The organism is Nitratireductor sp. B36, from assembly GCF_020833685.1.
GTDB lineage: Bacteria > Pseudomonadota > Alphaproteobacteria > Rhizobiales > Rhizobiaceae > Nitratireductor.
Map to the genome: position 1 here is coordinate 247,426 of NZ_JACKZY010000002.1, position 19,882 is coordinate 267,307.

A 19,882-nucleotide genomic window follows, 5' to 3' on the forward strand; every position below is an offset into this window, starting at 1 on the left:
AGCCCAATGGGCTCCAGGGAGGTGAATGCCATGGACGCTGCAGAACTGCGCGCCATTCAGGCGCCGATCAAGGACCGCTATCGCGGAGAACCGGGTGCTGCTCTTATCACACTTCGCGCCAGGGGCGCGCTCGACGATCATAACATTGCCTGTAAGGTGGAGACCGGTCGTGCGATCGCCGTTGCCGGGCTGCATCCGGCGACGGGGGGAACGGGGCTGGAGCTGTGCTCCGGCGATATGCTTCTTGAGGCGCTGGTCGCCTGCGCGGGCGTGACGCTGAAGGCAGTGGCCACGGCGCTGGAGATACCGCTCCGGGCCGGCACCGTCTCGGCGGAGGGCGATCTCGACTTTCGCGGGACGCTGGGCGTGGTGAGGGATGCGCCGGTGGGTTTATCGGAAATCCGGCTGTCCTTCGATCTCGACGCGGATGCATCGCAGGAGCAGCTCGATCAGCTTCTGAAGCTCACCGAGCGCTACTGCGTGGTGTATCAGACGATTGCGAACGGCCCTTCGCTCAACGTGGCGATGACGCGGATGTGAGCGCGGGGCGAGGCTTTTCGACACGGGCCATCTCTACGGAAACCGCCTTGAGAAGGGCGTGGACCCGGCCGCCCGGCTGAAGGTCGAGCGCGTCTGCTGATTTTGCCGTGATGCGGGCCAGAAGCTGCTGCCCGCCAAAGCCAAGCGCGACCGTGGCGAACGCGCCGTCGCGGCGAATTTCCGCGACTATTGCGGGAAGCTGGTTGCGGATGGACAGCCTGTCATGGGGCGCAATGGCAATGGCGACATCGCCCGCCCGCACGCGCAGCCGAACCGTCATGCCGGGTGCGAAACCGTTTCCGGTAAGTTCGATGCGGTCATCCCCAAGCGCGATGGTGGCGGTGTGGTAGGAGGGGTCTGTATCTACCACGCGGCCCTCTAGGATGACGCCGGCCTCGTCGGGATCGCTGCCGGCGGCAAGGCCGAGGCGTGCGAGGATGGCTGCGGCGGGGCCGCTGTCGGCCACGCGTCCGTTTTCGATCAGCACGACCGTGTCGGCCAGACGCGCGACCTCCGAGGTTTCGTGGCTCACATAAAGGATGGGAATGCCGGCCTCGGTGCGGATCGCTTCCAGATAGGGCAGGATCTCGTTGCGCCGCGCCTTGTCGAGCGAGGAGAGCGGCTCATCCATGAGAAGCAGTGCAGGGTCGGCAAGCAGCGCCCGGCCGATCGCGACGCGCTGGCGCTCGCCGCCTGATAGCGTGGCGGGTGCGGCGTCGAGGCGGTCTTCAAGGCCAAGCAGGGCCATCACTTCATCGAAGGCGCGGGATGCCGGACGGCGACCGGCCCAGCGGGCATAGGTGAGGTTTCTGCGCACCGAGAGATGCGGGAAGAGGCGCGCATCCTGAAAGACGAAGCCTATGCCGCGTTTTTCCGGCGGGAGGTTCGTGCCCGTGGCTGAATCGAACAGCGTGCGTCCGCCCGCCACGATGCGCCCCGACTGCGGACGGGCCGTGCCGGCGATCATCTTGAGCAGGGTCGATTTGCCGGCACCTGATGGCCCGAACAGCGCGGTGACGCCTGCGCCGGCCTGAAAGGCGGTTTCGATCTCGAAACTGCCGGCGCGGCCCCTGATGTCGACACATAGAGCACTTCCGCTCCTCGCTGAATCGCGAAAATGCTCTAACTCATTGTTTTTCCGAAATTCCGGACGGAAAACCGGTTTCCACTTTTCCCGGAATTTCTTCAGCACGCTCATACGCGTCCTCCGGCGGTGAGCCTGCGGGCCAGATATTCGGACGCGAGGATGGCGGCGAGCGCCAGGGCTATGGCGATTGCGATCAGGCGAAGGGCGGCAGCGTCGCCGGACGGCGATTGCAGCAGCGCATAGATGGCAAGCGACAGGGTCTGCGTTTCGCCGGGAATGTTTGAGACGAAGGTGATCGTCGCCCCGAACTCGCCAAGCGCCTTCGCAAAGCCAAGCACTGCGCCGGCAATGACGCCCGGAAGGGCGAGCGGCAGGGTGACGGTGAAGAACACGGTGAGACGCGATGCGCCGAGCGTGCGCGCGGCTTCGCCAAAGCCCTGATCCATGGCTTCCAGCGACAGGCGGATGGGCCGCACGAGGAGCGGAAACGCCATGACGCCGGCGGCGAGTGCTGCACCCGTCCAGCGGAAGGCGAAGCTGATGCCGAACAGGTTTTCAAAGAGCTGGCCAAGCGGGCCTTTGGAACCGAACAGGATCAGCAGGCCATAGCCGGTGACGACCGGTGGCAGAACGAGTGGCAGGGTGACCAGCGCCTGAGCGACGCCCTTGCCGGGGAACTCCCTGCGGGCCAGAAGCCAGGCGACCGCAAAGGCCGGAACGAGCGCGCAGAGTATGGCGGTAAACGCCACCCTCGCGGACAGGAGTATGATCGAAAGTTCGGTCTCGCCCATGTTGGCAGTCTATTCTGTAGCTTCGGAAAAACCGAGATCGGTGAAGATCGCGCGGCCGGCATCGCTTTTCAGGAAGGTGAGGAAGGCTTCTGCGCTTTCGGCTCCATTCTTCGTGGCGGCGGCGGGGTAGAGGATCGGCGCGTGACTATCTGCCGGGAAAACATAGGCGAGCACCAGATCGCCGGCGGCTTTCTGGTCCGATCCGTAGACGATTGCCGCTTTCACCTCGCCACGGCTGGCGAGCCCCAGAGCCACACGGACGTTTTCACCGAACACGGCGTTCTTTTCGACGTCTTTCCAGAGACCGAGGTTTTCGAGCGCCGTGCGGGCATATTTGCCGGCGGGCACATGGCTCGGGTCGCCCATGGCGAAACGCTGGTCGAGCAGGGCGCTGGGGTTTTCCACCGGCTCTGTGCCTTCTGAGGTTGCGATGACGAGATTGTTGCCGGCGATGATGGTCTCGCTATCGGTGCGGACCAGATCACGTTCGACCAGATAGGCCATCCAGTCGATGTTTGCGGAGATGAACACATCCGCCGGTGCACCAGCCTCGATCTGACGGGCAAGAACGGAACTGGAGGCAAACGAGATGACCACTTCCTCGCCACCAGCTGCCTGATATTCGCTGGCGGCGCGCTCGATGGCGTCCTTCATGCTGGCGGCAGCGAAGACGGTGAGCTTTTCAGCGAGAGCCGCGGTGGAGAGAGAAGCGAGTAGGGCGAGGCTCACAAGAGTGCGTTTGAACATGAAACCACCATAGATCATTGATGCGGGCGAATGCCGCGCCAGTCAGCGAGAATGCATGGTGGTCAGGTCTGGACATTCGCGCCCCGAATGCCGCCCGAACCTTGGGACAGAGGCAGCCATCACGCGCTGCCCGGACCGGATATTAGGAGGGGCGCGACGGTGGGGTCAAGGGAGGATGGGGCAAGGGTCTTGGGGATGGGGGTGGTGGTATCTTGGAAGTGCCGGTGCTCGCCCCTCATCCTCACCTTCTCCCCGCGTGCGGGGAGAAGGGGGCCTTGACGTTGAGAAACGGTCAGGCGGTTGCTCCGGAGACGGTAGCCTCGATATGGTCGACAAGTGCATCGGGCAGCCGCAGGCGGCCGGCGAGCATGTCGAGATAGCCGCGCTCGGCGCGCGTCTTCGGTTCTATGGTAAGCCGTGAAGCTGTGTAGAGCTCGATTTTCTGAGCGTCGGTCTGGGCTGCTTCGACCAAAGCATCGAGATCGACCGGACGTTCGAGCTCCTGGATGAGGAAGGCTTCCGCCTCGCCGTCGATGCCGGAGAGCCTGAGCTTGTCGGCGATCTTTCCGCGCTCGGCCTCGTCAATGTGCCCGTCGGCACGGGCAGCGGCGATCATAGCACGCACCAGTGCGAGGGCGAATTCGCTTTCACCCTGTGGTGCTTGAGCCGGGTTGAAACTCGTGTCTTCCGGCGGTGGAAGAAGGTCACCTTCCTGCGCGGCTTCGGTTGGTTCCTTGCCTGCCTGATAATTCTGATAGGCCTTGTAGGCTAAACCGGCCACGGCGGCGATGCCGCCGAGCTTTAGTGCACTGCCGGTGACCGAGCGTCCTGCGCTGGTGCCCAAAAGAACTGCAGCGATTGCGCCCGTCGCGAGCGGATTGTCCTTGGCAAGCTGTACCGCCTGGCCTGCCTTGTCCCGCACTGTGCCTTCGGTTCCGGGCACTTGCGAGCCCAAAAGGTCGTTCAGCAGTTTCTTGGGGTCGAACATCCGCATCTCCTCGTTTCGCGCAGTATACACCCTAGGGTTGGCAGGAAAGTAGGGATGCATTCATTGCATTGCAATGACAACGCCTGGCATTACCGTGATGGCGCGGGTCATCACGGGCGAGCGAAGATCATCCGAACGGCTCGTTGGGTGCCGTGCCTCCTGAAAGACAGGTCATAATAGCGGGCCGTATGTCTTTTCTATGCCTGGCGGTTTCGAATTGGAGCGCCTCGATCACTCCATCGCGCGGAAACCGCTCAAGAACAGCAGAGAGTGTTGCAGGCGCGATACGGTGCCGACCGGTGCCAAGATGCTGGGCACCGGCTGATTTGGCTTTGACATTTCGCACGTCCGGTGGCAATGGCTCCCGCCCCCTTATTTTTACAGGTATCGACTGTGAACGATGTTGTTTCCCATCGACTGAATCTCCCCGATGGCCGGCGTCTCGGCTGGCACGAATGGGGTGCAGAAAATGGCAAGACGGTGATTTTTTGTCCCGGGGCCGGCATGGCCGGGGCGATCCCGTTCGGCGAGGCGGCGGCCCGGCGAATGGGCTTGCGCATTCTCTCCGTAGACCGGGCTGGTCTTGGAGCGTCAGATGCCAATTCGGAGAAGAGCTTTGCGAGCTGGAGCGGCGATGTTGCTTCCCTGCTTCAGCATCGTGGAGGCAATGAGGCTTTGGCCATCGGATTTTCGCAAGGTGCGCCCTTTGCCTTGGCCTTGGCGGATACCGGTTTGGTCAACGCGGTGTCGGTGGTGTCGGGGCAGGATGAACTTGCATCGCCCGAGGTGTTCTCGCAACTGCCTGAGCCGGTGGCAAACATGGTGCAGCTTGCAAAGGATGATCCTGAACGACTGGAGGCTGACGTCGCTGCCATTGCGACCGCTGAGTGGCTTTGGCAGATGATCGAGACAATGAGCGGGCCGCAGGATCGGGCATTTTATGCATCCGAAACCTTCGCGCCCCTTTATCGCAGGGCGCTTGAGGAAGGTTTTCGCCAAGGAGCCGCAGGATACGCCCGCGACACGCGTCTTGCCATGGCGCCATGGCCCTTCCGGCTCGAGGACATCGTTTGCCCGGTGCAGCTGTGGTATGGCTTGGCCGACACTAGCCCGGTGCATGCGCCGGATTTCGGAGAGACTCTCAACAAGCGTTTGCCGAACAGCAAGCTTATGCGGCTCGAAAATGAAGGAAGCGCGATTTTGTGGAGCCATGCCGAGGCGATCCTTGAGGATCTTGCCGGTATGGGATGAAAGCTCAGGCCTCTTGCTTCCCTGCTGGCGTTCCGATGGGGAAGCGGTCGCCGCGTTTTTCTGCCAGCTCGATCTGACGCTGGCGCTCGGCATAACGGGCGCGGTCCGCTTCGCTGCGGCTTTCGGCGCAGTGGGGGCAGGCAATACCTTCCTGGAACAGGGGTGAGGCGCGATCCTGCGGTGTCAGCGGATGCCGGCAAGCCCGGCAAAGCGTCGCTTCACCCTCTTCGAGCCCATGGCGAACAGAGACGCGTTCGTCGAAGACGAAACACTCCCCTTCCCAAAGGCTCTCTTCTGCCGGCACTTCTTCGAGGTATTTCAGGATGCCGCCTTTGAGGTGATAGACGTCATCGACGCCAATTAGCTTCATGTATGCGGTGGCCTTTTCACAACGGATGCCGCCGGTGCAGAACATGGCGACCTTGCGGCCTTTGAGGCGGTTGAGATTTCGCTCGGCCCAGGCCGGGAAATCGCGGAAGGTTTCAGTCTCTGGATCCACCGCGCGGGAAAAAGTGCCGATGGCAGTCTCATAGGCGTTGCGAGTGTCGACGACCACCGTCTCGGGATCGGAGATCAAGGAATTCCACTCGGCCGGCTCCACATAGGTCCCTGCCTGATTAACAGGATCGACCTCGGGCACGCCCATGGTGACAATCTCTTTTTTCAACCGGACTTTCATGCGGTGAAAGGGCATTTCGGAGGCAGTGCTGTACTTGACCTCCAAGCCTTTAAGCGCCGGCTTTTCTCCAAGATGTTCGATGAGCGCTTCGATGGCTTCGGGTGTTCCGGCCACCGTGCCATTGATGCCTTCGGCTGCAAGAAGGAGCGTGCCGCGAATGCCTCGCTCACAGCAGAAAGCGGCAAGCTCGGAACGCAATGCCTCGTGGTCGGGGAGAGAGGCAAAGCGATAGAGCGCGGCAACGCGAAACGCTTGTTCGGGTGAGGAAGAAATCATGCGCGGTCTCCTACGCCTCTCCTGAACCGCATGCAAGAAAAAGCAGCGTTTTAAAGGTTTGAACGGGATGTGGCAGCCCTCTTCGAAATTGTATGTGCCGCGATTTATCCCCTCATGGTTGTTCTGACGGATAATTGTCCAATGCAACCATGGGCGAGAGCGATGTTTTCAAACACAGCAATCAGGGAAATCAGCGAAGCGGCCTCGAAGGCGGGAATCGAGCCATCCCTTTTATTGGCGGTGGCGCAGGTGGAAAGCGGTGGGAGATCGCATGTGGTACTGCGCGGCCGACCGGAGCCAATTATCCGGTTTGAAGGGCACTATTTCGATCGACGGCTCACTGGTGCCAAACGTGCGGCGGCGCGCGCGGCAGGGCTCTCTGCGCCGGAGGCTGGGAAAGTCGCGAATCCACGGGGGCAGGTGGAGCGCTGGCTGATGTTTGAAAAGGCCGCGCACATCGACCGGAAGGCAGCCTGCGAATCCGTCTCCTGGGGGATTGGGCAGGTGATGGGCGCGCACTGGAGCTGGCTTGGCTTTGCCGATGTGGAGGCGCTGGTCGCAGAGTCCCGACGCGGCCTCGCCGGACAGGTTGCGCTGATGCTGCGATTTATCGAGAAAGCAGCCCTGAAGGATGCGCTGATAGCGCGGGACTGGGCGCGCTTTGCGCGCGGTTATAATGGCCCGGGCTACAGGCGCAACCACTATGACCGGAAACTCGCCCGGGCTTACCGAGCTTATTCGGCAGATGACCCGCCTCTTTCGGAAGCGGTGTTGCGGACCGGCACGCGGGGCGCTGCAGTCGAGAGCCTGCAGTTGATGCTGTGTGCCCTTGGTCGAAGGGTTGCGGTGGATGGCGTTTTCGGTCCGCAGACCGAGCTTGCCGTGCAGCGCTTTCAAACAGAAGCCGGGCTGGTTTCGGATGGCATCGTGGGCCCCGTGACCCTTGACGCGATCACAAGCCGCTTGCCGTATCGAGCCTTAGGTTTCCGTTTGTGGGCGTATTTCCTTCGGCTCGGGCGATTTTTGGGAGCGATGTTTTGAGTTTTGCAACTTGCCAGATTCTGGAGAAAAGTGTTCATGGACTGCGAAATCCGTGTCTTGAACCGTTTTAACGCTGCGATTTCGCTCGGAGATGGAAAATTTTGAGGAGACGTTTGCATATGAACGCTGCGATGCAAAAGAAGAACGAGGTGCTGCTGGCTATCCTGCAAGGTCAGCCGGTGATACCGGTTCTCAAGATCGAGCGGTTGGCAGATGCCGTCCCGCTGGCGCAAGCGTTGGTGAAGGGTGGATTGCCGGCGATCGAGATCACGCTGCGCACACCCGATGCAATCGACGCCATCCGTCTCGTCAGCGAGGAAGTGCCGGAAGCGATTGTTGGTGCGGGCACGATCCTGACCTCGAAGGATTTTTCCTATGCGGTGGCGGCCGGCGCGCGTTTCATCGTCAGCCCCGGCATCACGCAGGAGCTGCTTGATGCGGCCTCGATGTCGGAGGTGCCGTTTCTGCCCGGTGCCGCGACGCCAAGCGAGGTGATGGCGGCGCGGGAAGAAGGGTACAGCCTGCTCAAATTCTTCCCTGCCGAGCAGTCGGGTGGCGCCCCCTTCCTCAAGGCTCTTTCTTCGCCGCTCGCCTCTATCCGTTTTTGCCCGACAGGCGGCATATCGCCAAAGAATGTGGGAGATTACCTCTCCCTGCCGAATGTGATTTGCGTGGGCGGGTCCTGGGTGGCGCCTGACGCAGCGATCGAAGCGGGGGACTGGGCGACCATTGAAGCTCTGGCGCAGGCAGCCAGCCAGCTCAGGGGCTGATGGTCTCCTGAGCAAGGCGCCCAAAAAAAGCGGGGCCGGTTAGGCCCCGCTTTTTTGTTGAACTTTTGCCGTCTCTTAGTTGGTGCGGAAACGGGCCATGGAGATAAAGTTGACAGCTTTTCCGGAGAAGCGCGTGGCGTCCGCCACGGTAATGTCCTGCTGGAACCCAGTCGTGTAGACGGTTTCGGGCGAACGGACGAACTCGCTGTCGAACGCCGGAGGGCGGGCTGGGGGCGTGGCTTCTGTCAGCATCGAATTCTGGCTGAGCGCGCGGGTCGGCGCCTCAGACAAGGTGGCGACGACCACGGGCTGAGCGCCGCGGGCGACATCATTTGGCCCGGGCTTTGCCGATTTACGTGTGCTGCGCGCCCGGCTCTCCTGGCGGCTTTGGGGGAGTTGTTCCGCACGTGCGAGAAGCGCCTTGCGGGGGGAGGCGGAAACGGGCTGGCCTAGCTCCTCCTGGAGTGAAGAAGCGTCAGGAGCTTTCGCATCCACGTCGCCAGCAAGAGCGAAATCGCTCTTCACGGGTTCCGCATCTGCCTCTGGTCGCGGTTCGGGAAGCGCGGCGAGGGTGAACTCGTCAGCTACGGCGCGCTCGGGACGGCTCGAAGGCATTGGCAGATAGGCAGCCGTGGTGATCGGCTGCTCGGTTTCTTTGGCTTCGGCCAAAACGCCTGCAATCGCTTCCGGTGCATCCGTCTGGGCGGAAGCCATCTGCACGAGCGCTTCCTGGGTAGCGGTATCCGGCACATATTCCGGACGACGTGTCGGGATCGGGATGTTGGTGGCAACCAGCATCGCGGTTCCGGCGTTTTCAGGTGTTGCCTGCTCAATAGCAGGAGCTTCCTCCACCGGCTTGACTTCGAAGGGCAGCGGTTGGCCGACGGCAACATCCGGCCTCGGTGCAGCGCGCGGCGTGGGAAGACTGCGTTGTGGAAGGGCGGCCAAGATCGTGCTCGGCGTCTCGGGTTCGGGTTCGGGTTCGGGTTGCGGTGCAGGTGCTGCCGCCGGCGCCTCAGGCTGGCGCGCTGCGGGTTGCTGCCGCGCAACGACCGTTGTGGTCTCTGCGGTATCCTCTTCCTCGTCGGCTCCACCACCAAAGAGTGCTGCCAAGAGGCCTCGGCCATTGCCGCCGCCATTGTCACGTGCGACCTGGATCGGGCTGCCGTTCCGCTTGCGCGATTCATAAGCAGCGAGTGCCTGCTTGTATCCGGGCAGCGGTTTGCCATCCGTAGGAACATGCATGGTCTTTCCATCGGGGAAGACCGCAAGAAGCTGTTTGCGGCTCATGCGGGGCCAATGGCGCACACCCCCCACATCGATGTGAATGAAGGGAGATCCTGAACGGGGGTAATACCCAACACCACCAGCTTGGAATTTGAGGGCGGCGTTCCGCAAATTGGAGAGCTTTACGCCTGGAATGTAGAAATCGATTGCCTTGCCGAGCATGTGTTGGCTTTTTTTGGCAACTCCGCTCGAGCGGCTACGCAGCATCGCATTCGTTTTGGGCGAACGGTAGGCCGAGACGACGTGTATGTAATCGCGCGCGCCGGCGGCGCGATACACTTCCCACAACAGGTCAAGGACCTGCGGATCCATATTGGTGGGTTCGTTCTGGCGCCAGTCGCGCAGGAAGCGGTTCACCTGCTTCAGGCCGCTCTGAATGTAGCGACCGTTCTTTTTGAACGTGATCTCCGCTCGCTCTTTCGTGTGGATGAAATAGAGCTTTAGAGTGCGTGTTTCCGCGTGAGCGGCGGGCGCTGCTGCGACAAGCGCGCCAACTGCTAGCATCAAACCGGCGATAAGCCTCACGCGTATGAGCGCAGGCAAGCGCCACCCAAGAACGTGAACGTCGTTTTGTTTCAAGATCCGTGGCCTTACAGGCTGGTGTTTGTCCCCCGAGCCTGAGGCCCGGACTGTGTGGTTCCCACCTTCCGATTATTCTGTTTAATGGTTAATTCGATCTTATTAAAGGAGGAATGCGCGAAGAGGATGGCGATATCGTGGCAAAATGAGACAAGCCGTCGCAGGGTAAACAGGACGTTAAACTCTGGACTGTGGCTTTGGGGCCTCAATCGTCTTTTGCGCGTGGGCGCTCGGTCGGATCGATGCCCATGTCTTTCAGTTTCCGGTACAGGGTTGAACGGCCGATTCCCAGCCGTCGGGCGATCTCGCTCATCTGACCACCATAGTGATCCAGAGCAAATCTGATGATCTCGCCTTCAATCTCCTCTAGCGGGCGTACGTTGTCGTTTTCGTCCAGAACGGCGACCTGCCCGGGCAGATCGCGGGGGACAGCCGACGAGAGTTGCGAGACCTCCTGCGCCGCCGGATCTGCAGGGCGGGCGCGGCCCGCAGCTTCAATTCCGACATTCAGCAATTCGTAGGGATCAAGTCCTTCGACCTGGGCGAAGATCTGCGGAAAGTCAGCGACATCAAGGACGCCGGTTTCACACAGTACCACCGCCCGGAATACCGCATTTTCCAACTGCCGGATGTTGCCAGGCCAGTCGTAACGCTCAAGGAGTTCAAGCGCGCTGCGCGAAATCCCGGTAACGCGACTTGTTGCATTGTCGCCGAAGCGGGCGATGAAGGTTTGCACCAGAAGGGGGATGTCATCCTTTCTGTCGCGCAGGGGGGGCACCATGATCGGAAAGACATTGAGGCGATAGTAAAGGTCCTCACGAAACCGTCCTTCCTTCACGCGCTCGATCAGATTCTGATTGGTGGCCGAGATCAGGCGAATGTCCACTTTTTGTGTGCCACGTCCGCCGACGGTGTCCACCTCCCCCTGCTGGACTGCCCGCAAGAGCTTTACCTGGACGTCGAGAGGGAGGTCGCCGATCTCGTCCAGAAAGAGTGTACCCGTGTCAGCCTCGGTAAACTTTCCGGCACGCTTTTCCGTGGCTCCCGTGAAGGCTCCCTTTTCATGACCGAAGAGGATGCTCTCCACCAACGTATCGGGGATCGCTCCGCAATTGACCGTGACGAAGGGCTTTCGCCGCCGCCGGCTTTCGCTCTGAATTGCCCGGGCGATCACCTCCTTGCCGACGCCCGATTCACCTTCGAGCAGGATGGGAATGTCGCTGGCAGCTGCCTTCCGGCCCAGCATAATAACCCGCGCCATGGATCGGCTGTTGGTGATCAGTTGGTTGAAAGACGATGCCTCCGCCGGTTTTTCGCCACGTCGCTTGCGAATTTCCATGGCACTGACTTTGAGGGCATTGCTGATGGCAGTACCCAGCCGAGCGGGAGCCACAGGCTTTACAATGAAATCGAAAGCACCAGCGCGCATGGCTTCGACGGCGGTGTCTATGCTGCCGCGGGAGGTCTGAACAATGACCGGGATATCGGTCTCTTCCCCGCGAAGACGGTCAAGCATTTCCAGCCCACCCATCTGCGGCATCACCAGGTCAAGCACGATCGTAGACGGTGGCTTTTCGGCCCGTTCCAGAACCTCCAGTGCTTCCAAACCGTTTTCTGCAAAGAGCGGCGTATGCCCCAATTTCTCGACCGCCGCCTGAAGAAGGCGCCGCTGAACTGGGTCATCATCCACTATGAGAACGGCTTCGGACATGTCGCAATTATGCAATGGCTTTACGATATCGCGCTCAGTTTTTCGGCGCGGGCTGGATCAAAATGGCATAGGCTTCTAAACAAGGGCTCAAGAATCCCGGTGAACGAAACCTTTCGGCACCGCGGGGAGACAGCGATTTCGGCTCAACGAGGTTTATATGGCCAAGAACACTGACAGGGCCTCACACCCTGCGGCAACGGATGCGGCGCTAGCGGCTGAAAACGCAGTTTCTGAACTCGGCAACCTGCCAGAGTGGAATCTGGCTGATCTGTATCCGGCGATCGAGTCGCCTGAATTGAAGCGCGATCTTGATCGCGCGGCGGCGGAAGCTGCCGGTTTTGAGACGGCCTGGAAGGGCAAGCTGGCGGACGAGGCCGCGAGAGGGAATAAAGGCAGGCTTGGCGAAGCCGTTGAAGCCTATGAGTCCATCGAAGAACTGATGGGCCGAATCGTGTCCTATGCGGGCCTTCTCTACGCTGGCGACACCTCTGATCCAAAACGTGCAAAGCTCTACGGAGATGTGCAGGAGAAACTGACGGATGCGAGCGCGCATCTCATCTTCTTCACGCTGGAGCTCAACAAGATCGACGATGCCGTTATCGATGCAGCGCTGGAAGCGGATGCGAAGCTTGCGCGCTACAGGCCCTGGGTGCTCGATATCCGCCGTGACAAGCCCTATGAGCTGGAAGACAGGGTCGAACAACTTTTCCACGAGAAGTCGGTAACCGGGCGAGGAGCCTGGAACAGGCTGTTCGATGAGACCATGACCAGCCTTCGGTTTACCGTGGACGGGGAAGAGCTGGCGCTGGAGCAGACGCTCAACCTGTTGCAGGACGCGAATGGGGAGAAGCGTCGTAGCGCTGCCGAGGCTCTGGCTGACACGTTTTCCAGGAATTTGCGCACGTTCACGCTGATCACCAACACCCTGGCAAAGGACAAGGAGATTTCCGACCGGTGGCGTGGTTTTGAGGACATCGCTGATTCCCGCCATCTCGCGAACCGGGTCGAGCGACCTGTGGTGGATGCTTTGGCCGAAGCGGTCCGAAACGCCTATCCGAAGCTTTCGCATCGATATTACGCCCTGAAAGCCAAATGGCTTGGAATGGATGTTTTGAACCATTGGGATCGCAACGCCCCCTTGCCGGAGACGCCGCAGGCAGTGATCGGCTGGGACGAGGCGAGGAAAACGGTGCTCGATGCCTATCAGGCCTTCGATCCGCGCATGGCGGAGATTGCGAGCCGGTTTTTCGATCGCAACTGGATCGATGCGCCTGTGCGTCCGGGCAAGTCACCGGGCGCTTTTGCACATCCCACGGTTCCGTCTGTGCATCCGTATCTGCTGCTAAACTATCTCGGCAAACCGCGGGATGTCATGACGCTTGCCCACGAAATGGGGCACGGCATCCATCAGGTGCTGGCCGGCAAGCAGGGTGCCTTGATGGCGCCGACGCCACTGACACTGGCCGAGACGGCGTCGGTGTTTGGCGAAATGCTGACATTCCGTTCCCTGCTCGATCGGACGACCCAGAAGCGAGAGCGCAAAGCCATGCTGGCGCAGAAGGTGGAGGACATGCTGAACACGGTTGTCCGCCAGATCGCTTTCTACGAGTTTGAGCGGAAGGTGCATGCAAAGCGCCGCAGCGACGGGGAGCTGACCTCTGACCAGATCGGTGAATTGTGGCTCGATGTCCAGAAAGAATGCCTCGGGCCTTCGGTGAAGCTGCGCGAAGGGTATGAGACTTTCTGGACCTATATCCCCCACTTCATCCATTCACCTTTCTATGTCTACGCGTATGCCTTTGGCGATTGTCTGGTGAACTCCCTCTTTGCGGTCTATCAGCAGGCCCCGGAAGGGTTTCAGGATAAGTATTTCGCCATGCTTGAAGCTGGCGGTACGAAACACCATTCCGAGCTCCTGAAGCCATTCGGGCTTGCTGCCAGCGATCCGGATTTCTGGAGCAAGGGTCTTTCGGTCATCGAGGGTCTCATCGACGAGCTTGAATCGCTCGACGGCTAGGACAGGTTTCTCAGACGCAATGCCCGGGCAATTTCGGGGGCAGGTTCTTATTCGCGATGACGCGGCTGGCCGGGAGCTGCATTTCTCCCGGCCTCGCGCTGTTCTATCCGCATTGGATGCCGAGACATTCGACATCATGCTCGAACGGGCTGAGTTGGCGCGGCGTGAGGGGTTCTGGCTGGCAGGATACATGGCCTATGAGGCCGGATACCTGCTGGAGCCGAAATTAAGACCACTCCTGCCAGAAGGGCGGCGTGGGCCGCTTCTGTGCTTTGGCGTTTTCGATCCGCCCGAGGATCGGCCGATTGGCGCGCCGGTCGTGGGAGATGGCGCACTTTCCGACGTCAGGCCGAGCTGGAGCAGTACGGATTACAGGAGCCGTTTTGAACGCCTACACGCGCATTTGCGGGCGGGTGACTGCTATCAGGCGAACCTGACCTTTCCCATCAAGGCGCGCTGGAGTGGAAAGCCTGCCGGGCTTTTCGATGCGCTTGGCGCACGCCAGCCGGTGCGGTACGGGGCGCTGGTGGAGCTTGGCTGGCCGGTAATCGTCTCCCGTTCGCCAGAACTGTTTTTTCAGGTTTCACGGGATGGTTGGGTCGAGACCCTGCCTATGAAGGGGACGGCGCCACGCGGGGCGACGCCTAAAGAGGATGCGGCGCAACGGACGTTCTTGCGCAATGATCCGAAAAACCAGGCGGAAAACCGCATGATTGTCGATCTCCTGCGCAACGATATCTCCCGCATCAGCGAGGTGGGAAGCCTGGAGGTGCCCGAGCTCTTTCGGGTGGAAAGCTATCCAACCGTTCATCAGATGGTCAGTCGTGTTCGCGCGAAACTACGGCCGGATGTCGATTTTCGTGACATTTTTGCTGCGCTCTTTCCCTGCGGTTCGATTACAGGGGCGCCGAAAATCCGCGCCATGGAGATTCTTCACGGGTTGGAAGCAGTACCACGCGAGGCCTATTGCGGGGCGATCGGCTGGGCCGCACCTGACGGCACCATGCGTTTCAACGTGGCGATCCGCACGGTTTCGCTCTTTGCCGGTGGGGAAGCCGTCTACAATGTGGGCGGTGGGGTGGTGTTCGATTCCACTGCCGAAGGCGAATATGAAGAAGCGATGCTCAAAGCGCGCTTCGCGATGACCTGAAAAGGGGATGGGTGATGTTTATCGTATCGTTGCGCTACGTTGTGCCGGTGGAGCAGGTGGAGCCGCATATGGAGGGGCATATGGCCTGGCTCGAGGATCATTACGCGAGCGGGATGTTCATGGCTTCGGGACGCAAGGTGCCGAGAACCGGTGGCATCATCCTGGCGCGCGGCGAGCGCGAGGCCGTTGAAGCCTGTATCGCCCAGGACCCGTTCGTGGCGAACGGTGTGGCAGAAGCAGAGATCATTGAATGCGCCATTTCACGCACCACCCAAGGCCTTGATGCGCTTAAAGAATAGCAAGGCTTTGGCGAACCGGATCAGCATTTGCGCTTTATTGTGACACGCTTCTGTGTTTTGGAAGCTCTACTGTTCTGTTTAGGAGAGGCGCGCAATGGCTGACAAGAAATGGCCCATCCATGGTGAAATCACCGGTCCGATCGTTATGATCGGCTTCGGCTCTATCGGGCGTGGTACGCTGCCGTTGATCGAGCGCCATTTCAAGTTCGACAAATCGCGCATGGTCGTGGTGGACCCGAACGACGCGGATCGCAAGCTTTTGGATGAGCGCGGCATCCGTTTCGTGCAGGCACATGTCACGAAGGACAATTACAAGGAACTGCTCAAGCCGCTGCTGACCGAAGGTGAAGGCCAGGGTTTTTGCGTGAACCTTTCCGTGGACACGTCCTCGCTGGATCTGATGAAGCTGTGCCGGAAACTTGGCGTGCTTTATATCGACACGGTGGTGGAGCCCTGGCTGGGCTTCTATTTCGATGACAAGGCCGACAATGCCTCGCGCACCAATTATGCCTTGCGCGAGACAGTGCGCAGCGAGAAGGCGAAAAACCCCGGTGGCACCACGGCCGTTTCCACCTGTGGCGCGAACCCGGGCATGGTCTCCTGGTTCGTCAAACAGGCTTTGGTGAACCTTGCTGCCGATCTCGGGCTCGAGTTTGCAGAGCCTGGCGTCAATGATCGCGAAGGCTGGGCAAAATTGATGAAGGCCTGCGGCGTGAAGGGCATACACATCGCCGAACGCGACACGCAACGCACCAAAAAACCCAAACCGATGAACGTGTTCTGGAACACCTGGTCGGTCGAGGGCTTTATCGCGGAGGGTTTGCAGCCGGCGGAGCTGGGCTGGGGCACGCATGAAAAATGGAAGCCGAAAAACGCGCGCAAGCAGAAGAAGGGCAACAAGGCTGCAATCTTCCTTGAGCAGCCGGGTGCCAATACGCGGGTGCGCAGCTGGTGTCCGACGCCGGGTCCGCAGTACGGATTTCTTGTCACCCACAATGAGTCTATCTCGATCGCCGATTTCTTCACGGTGCGTGACAAGAAGGGCAAGGTCGTCTATCGGCCGACCTGCCATTACGCCTATCACCCCTGCAACGATGCGGTGCTTTCGCTGCACGAAATGTTCGGAGCAGAAGGGAAGGCTCAGCCGGAGCAGCATGTGCTTGACGAAACCGAGCTGGTTGATGGCATGGATGAGCTCGGCGTCCTGCTCTATGGCCACAAGAAGAATGCCTACTGGTTCGGTTCGCAGCTTACGCTTGAGGAGGCTCGAGAACTCGCGCCATATCAGAACGCGACAGGACTTCAGGTGACGTCAGCGGTGTTGGCGGGGATGGTGTGGGCGCTGGAAAACCCTGAAGCGGGTATCGTCGAGGCCGATGAAGTGGATTACCGCCGCTGCCTTGAGGTGCAATTGCCTTATCTGGGGCCAGTGAAGGGCTATTATACCGACTGGACTCCACTTGAGGGCAGACCCGGCCTTTTCCCCGAGGATATCGACGAATCCGATCCGTGGCAGTTCCGCAACATTCTCGTGCGTTGATCGATGAAGTGCGTGCTGTACTTGCATTGATGACAAAATCGGGCAATTGGATTGGATCTTGCCGGGCCCTGAACAGGGCTGGGCCCAATTCAAGGCGGGCGCTGCCGGCCATATTCCAGTAGCGCGACAGGAGGCCAGAACCATGAAGACAAGCAAAATTCTGACGCTTGCGACGGTCGTTTCAGCTCTTGCGGTGGCCGGCTGCCAGACGGGTATGCCAGACGGTGGTGGGCAGCGCGCAGCGCGCCAGACCGGCGTCGAAGGACAGTGGATGGGCACGGACGGTGTGGCCGTGTCGACCCTTCAGGGCGGTCGCTTCAGCTCGCGCGCCGTGGAGACCGGCGAGGTCCTGACGGAGGGATCCTACTCGCACCGTGGGGCGCAGACCATCGATCTTTCCTTCTATTCGTTGAAAAGTCAGCGGCAGACCTCAGCAACATGTCTTCTGGCATCGAGCGACCGCATGAACTGCACGCTGGCCAATGGCACGAATTTCGTCCTGACGCGCACTTCTGGCGTTTCCTGATTGCGAACACAATGAAGGCAAGCCGGGACATACGGCTTGCCTTCCTCGTTTTGTTTTTGACCGACTGCACCCCATGACCTTGGTCGGTCTTGCCCGCGGGCGGCGATTGTTGCGATAACATGGTCAAAACCCTTCGGGAGGAGCCATGTCCCCGCATTTCGACGCGCTGGAAATCCGTGACCCAGCCGAGCGCGAACGTGACCTGTTTTCAAGGTTGCCGGATTTTCTGAGCGGTGCCGTGGCCAAGGCCGATGGGCTTGCGAACTGGCTTTCGGGGCACGATCTCTCCGGCATTGTAGATCGCGCAGCCCTTGCGCGCCTGCCGGTCCTGCGCAAAACGGAGCTTCTGGATCGTCAAAGGACCACTCCGCCTTTCGGCGGGTTTGTCGATCCTGACGCGCTGGAGGGCGCGCGGGTTTTCATGTCCCCGGGGCCGATCTGGGAGATACAAGGGGCAGGTGCTGACCCCTGGCAGGCCGCGCGTGCCTTTTTCGCCGCCGGCGTGCGGCCGGGAGCGCGGGTTCACAATGCGTTCGCCTATCATATGACACCGGGCGGGTTCGTGCTCGACACGGGCGCGCGTGCGCTTGGATGCAGTGTATTCCCAGCGGGGACAGGCAATACGGACATGCAGGTGGAGGCAGCGGAGATCTTTCGTCCGGATGTCTATGCCGGAACGCCGGATTTTCTGCAGATGATGCTCGAACGGGCGGATCGCGACGGCAGGGACCTTTCGTCGATCCGGATTGGTCTGGTTTCCGGGGGAGCACTGTTTCCTGCCATGCGCGAAGCGTATCGCGCGCGGGGAATTCACGTTCTGCAGTGCTATGCGACGGCTGAGTTTGGGGTGATCGCCTATGAAACCTCCGGGGCTGACGGGGCACCGCTGCCGGGCATGGTCGTGAATGAAAACCTGATCGTGGAAATCGTGCGTCCTGGAACCGATGATCCGGTTCCGGAGGGTGAGATCGGCGAGGTGGTTGTCACCTCACTTAACCCGTCCTATCCGCTGGTGCGTCTCGGCACTGGTGATCTTTCTGCGGTTTTACCCGGCACAAGTCCGTGCGGTCGGACCAATATGAGGATCAAAGGCTGGATGGGGCGCGCTGACCAACGCACGAAGGTCAAGGGCATGTTCGTCGATCCCAAGCAGATCGCCGAACTCACCCGCAGGCATGCTGAGATTGAGAGGGCCCGGCTCGTTGTGACACGGGATGGCGCGAGCGATGCCATGACCTTGCATGTGGAGGTGCTCGCCGGCGCCACGCCCAACGCCGACGCCATCGAAACGACGCTGCGCGATGTGACCAAGATCGGTGGGCGCGTGGTTCTGGCTGAACCCGGTAGCCTGCCACGCGATGGCAAGGTGATCGCAGACGAGCGGGAATACTCAGACTAAAGCATAAGGGAGAAAAGGGGCTGGCAGTTCCCGTCTCGCTTGATTTCGCTCTGCCTGTATCACAGGATACATTTGCAATGGCGCGTGGGCGCGGAGGATCGCCCATGCCTTGCCAGAAAAGAAACAGGCGGTGACAGGCCGCGATTTTTCGGCCGCAGCATACTGCGGACCGCGGAGTGGAGGAGACCCCATGCGACTTCTGATCGGTGCCGTCTCGGCGCTTTCCCTGACCATGTTTGCAGGGCAGGCCCAAGCCCAGTGCGACGATGGCGAAATGGTTATCAAGTTCAGCCACGTGGTTGCCGAAAAAGGCCATCCCAAGGGAGATGCGGCAACGCTTCTGGCAGACCGGGTGAACGAGGAAATGAACGGAACCGCCTGTATGGAGGTGTTTCCGAATTCGACCCTTTATGATGACGACAAGGTGATGGAGGCCCTGCTTCTTGGCGATGTTCAGCTGGCTGCTCCTTCGCTTGCGAAGTTTGAGGCCTACACCCTCAAATATCGCCTGTTCGATCTTCCTTTCCTGTTTCCCACACTGGATGCGGTGAACAAGTTCACCACGTCAGATGACGGACAGGGCCTGCTGACTGTGATGGAAGACGAAGGCTATACGGGCCTTGGTTTCTGGTCTTCGGGTCTGAAACAGTTTTCTGCCGGCAAGCCGCTTCTGGAGCCGAAGGATGCGGCGGGGCTCAAGTTCCGCGTTCAGACGTCCGACGTTGCCGTTGCCATGATCGAGGCAATGGGCGCGTCAGCGCAGAAACTTGCTTTCAAGGAAGTGTATGGCGCGCTCCAGACCGGTGTCGTGGACGGCCAGGAAAACAGCTGGTGCAACATCTATACGCAGAAATTCTTTGAGGTGCAGGACGGCATCACGGAGACCAATCATCAGCTTCTCGCCTATCTTCTCGTGACGTCTACGGAGTGGCTGGACGGGCTTGATCCGGCGGTGCGCGACCAGTTCGTTACCATTGTTCAGGAAGTGACCGAGACCGCCAACGCCAATGTGGCCGATCAGGAAGGAACTTGCCGCCAGAACATTCTGGATGCCGGGGGCACGATCCGTGAACTGAGCCCTGAGCAGCGCGCGACATGGGTCGAAACCATGAAGCCCGTCTGGGCAAAATTCGAAGGCGATATAGGCAAAGAACTGATTGATTCAGCTGCCGCAAGCGGCTCCTGAGGTTTCAGTCTTTCCCGA

At 60.3% G+C, this 19,882-nt stretch carries 18 protein-coding genes; 11 read left to right on the plus strand and 7 right to left on the minus strand.

Annotated elements, in window-relative coordinates; genetic code table 11:
* Positions 1 to 30: 30 nt before the first annotated feature.
* Complete coding sequence (locus H7H48_RS07715) at positions 31 to 540, plus strand: OsmC family protein (RefSeq protein ID WP_229448426.1); 510 nt, start codon at positions 31 to 33, stop codon at positions 538 to 540.
* On the opposite strand, the gene modC is transcribed toward H7H48_RS07715, so the two are convergent.
* The 4 genes from modC to H7H48_RS07735 all read right to left on the minus strand — a co-directional run bounded on the left by modC (position 515) and on the right by H7H48_RS07735 (position 4,153).
* Positions 515 to 1,738, minus strand: coding sequence for a molybdenum ABC transporter ATP-binding protein (gene modC / locus H7H48_RS07720; RefSeq protein ID WP_229448427.1), 1,224 nt, complete (start codon positions 1,736 to 1,738; stop codon positions 515 to 517). The two genes, H7H48_RS07715 and modC, sit on opposite strands and share 26 nt — an antisense overlap.
* Positions 1,735 to 2,418, minus strand: a complete 684-nt coding sequence (gene modB / locus H7H48_RS07725; RefSeq protein WP_229448428.1) for a molybdate ABC transporter permease subunit — start codon at positions 2,416 to 2,418, stop codon at positions 1,735 to 1,737. The genes modC and modB overlap by 4 nt, the downstream gene beginning before the upstream one ends.
* 9 nt (positions 2,419 to 2,427) lie before the next feature.
* A complete protein-coding gene (gene modA / locus H7H48_RS07730; RefSeq protein ID WP_370633332.1) occupies positions 2,428 to 3,165 on the minus strand; it encodes a molybdate ABC transporter substrate-binding protein in 738 nt (245 codons plus the stop codon).
* 292 nt (positions 3,166 to 3,457) lie between these two features.
* Positions 3,458 to 4,153 carry a tellurite resistance TerB family protein gene (locus H7H48_RS07735; protein ID WP_229448429.1) on the minus strand — a complete coding sequence of 232 codons (696 nt, stop codon included), beginning with the start codon at positions 4,151 to 4,153 and terminating at the stop codon, positions 3,458 to 3,460.
* A gap of 393 nt (positions 4,154 to 4,546) precedes the next feature.
* Here H7H48_RS07735 and H7H48_RS07740 point away from each other — a divergent pair, with 393 nt between their 5' ends.
* Positions 4,547 to 5,404 (plus strand): alpha/beta fold hydrolase, encoded by an 858-nt coding sequence (locus H7H48_RS07740; protein ID WP_229448430.1) that lies wholly within the window; start codon positions 4,547 to 4,549, stop codon positions 5,402 to 5,404.
* Between the two features lie 4 nt (positions 5,405 to 5,408).
* On the opposite strand, the gene H7H48_RS07745 is transcribed toward H7H48_RS07740, so the two are convergent.
* The gene (locus tag H7H48_RS07745; protein WP_229448431.1) at positions 5,409 to 6,359 is read right to left on the minus strand and encodes a rhodanese-related sulfurtransferase; all 951 of its coding nucleotides are present in this window, start codon (positions 6,357 to 6,359) and stop codon (positions 5,409 to 5,411) included.
* 162 nt (positions 6,360 to 6,521) lie between these two features.
* Here H7H48_RS07745 and H7H48_RS07750 point away from each other — a divergent pair, with 162 nt between their 5' ends.
* Both H7H48_RS07750 and H7H48_RS07755 read left to right on the plus strand, forming a co-directional pair.
* Positions 6,522 to 7,400 carry an N-acetylmuramidase domain-containing protein gene (locus H7H48_RS07750; protein ID WP_255663464.1) on the plus strand — a complete coding sequence of 293 codons (879 nt, stop codon included), beginning with the start codon at positions 6,522 to 6,524 and terminating at the stop codon, positions 7,398 to 7,400.
* 131 nt (positions 7,401 to 7,531) lie between these two features.
* Positions 7,532 to 8,170, plus strand: coding sequence for a 2-dehydro-3-deoxy-phosphogluconate aldolase (locus H7H48_RS07755; protein ID WP_229449210.1), 639 nt, complete (start codon positions 7,532 to 7,534; stop codon positions 8,168 to 8,170).
* 75 nt (positions 8,171 to 8,245) lie between these two features.
* Here the strand turns inward: H7H48_RS07755 and H7H48_RS07760 are convergent, their stop codons facing one another.
* Together H7H48_RS07760 and H7H48_RS07765 are read right to left on the minus strand one after the other, a co-directional pair.
* Positions 8,246 to 10,036 carry a DUF882 domain-containing protein gene (locus tag H7H48_RS07760; RefSeq protein WP_370633333.1) on the minus strand — a complete coding sequence of 597 codons (1,791 nt, stop codon included), beginning with the start codon at positions 10,034 to 10,036 and terminating at the stop codon, positions 8,246 to 8,248.
* 205 nt (positions 10,037 to 10,241) lie between these two features.
* Positions 10,242 to 11,747, minus strand: a complete 1,506-nt coding sequence (locus H7H48_RS07765; protein WP_229448433.1) for a sigma-54 dependent transcriptional regulator — start codon at positions 11,745 to 11,747, stop codon at positions 10,242 to 10,244.
* 157 nt (positions 11,748 to 11,904) lie between these two features.
* On the opposite strand from H7H48_RS07765, the gene H7H48_RS07770 reads away from it, so the two are divergent.
* From H7H48_RS07770 to H7H48_RS07800, 7 genes are all read left to right on the plus strand, one after another.
* On the plus strand, positions 11,905 to 13,764 hold the full coding sequence (locus tag H7H48_RS07770) for a M3 family oligoendopeptidase (protein WP_229448435.1): 1,860 nt from the start codon (positions 11,905 to 11,907) through the stop codon (positions 13,762 to 13,764).
* Positions 13,765 to 13,783: 19 nt separating this feature from the next.
* Positions 13,784 to 14,914 carry an aminodeoxychorismate synthase component I gene (locus H7H48_RS07775; protein ID WP_229448437.1) on the plus strand — a complete coding sequence of 377 codons (1,131 nt, stop codon included), beginning with the start codon at positions 13,784 to 13,786 and terminating at the stop codon, positions 14,912 to 14,914.
* A 14-nt stretch (positions 14,915 to 14,928) separates the two neighbouring features.
* A complete protein-coding gene (locus H7H48_RS07780) occupies positions 14,929 to 15,213 on the plus strand; it encodes a YciI family protein (protein WP_229448438.1) in 285 nt (94 codons plus the stop codon).
* Between the two features lie 94 nt (positions 15,214 to 15,307).
* Positions 15,308 to 16,753, plus strand: a complete 1,446-nt coding sequence (locus tag H7H48_RS07785; protein WP_229448440.1) for a homospermidine synthase — start codon at positions 15,308 to 15,310, stop codon at positions 16,751 to 16,753.
* Between the two features lie 142 nt (positions 16,754 to 16,895).
* Positions 16,896 to 17,279 (plus strand): hypothetical protein, encoded by a 384-nt coding sequence (locus H7H48_RS07790; RefSeq protein WP_229448441.1) that lies wholly within the window; start codon positions 16,896 to 16,898, stop codon positions 17,277 to 17,279.
* A gap of 145 nt (positions 17,280 to 17,424) precedes the next feature.
* Positions 17,425 to 18,678: a phenylacetate--CoA ligase family protein gene (locus H7H48_RS07795; protein ID WP_229448442.1), complete on the plus strand. Its 1,254-nt coding sequence runs from the start codon at positions 17,425 to 17,427 to the stop codon at positions 18,676 to 18,678.
* A 190-nt stretch (positions 18,679 to 18,868) separates the two neighbouring features.
* Entirely contained in the window at positions 18,869 to 19,864 is a 996-nt protein-coding gene (locus H7H48_RS07800) for a DctP family TRAP transporter solute-binding subunit (protein WP_229448443.1), read from the plus strand.
* Positions 19,865 to 19,882 lie beyond the last annotated feature (18 nt).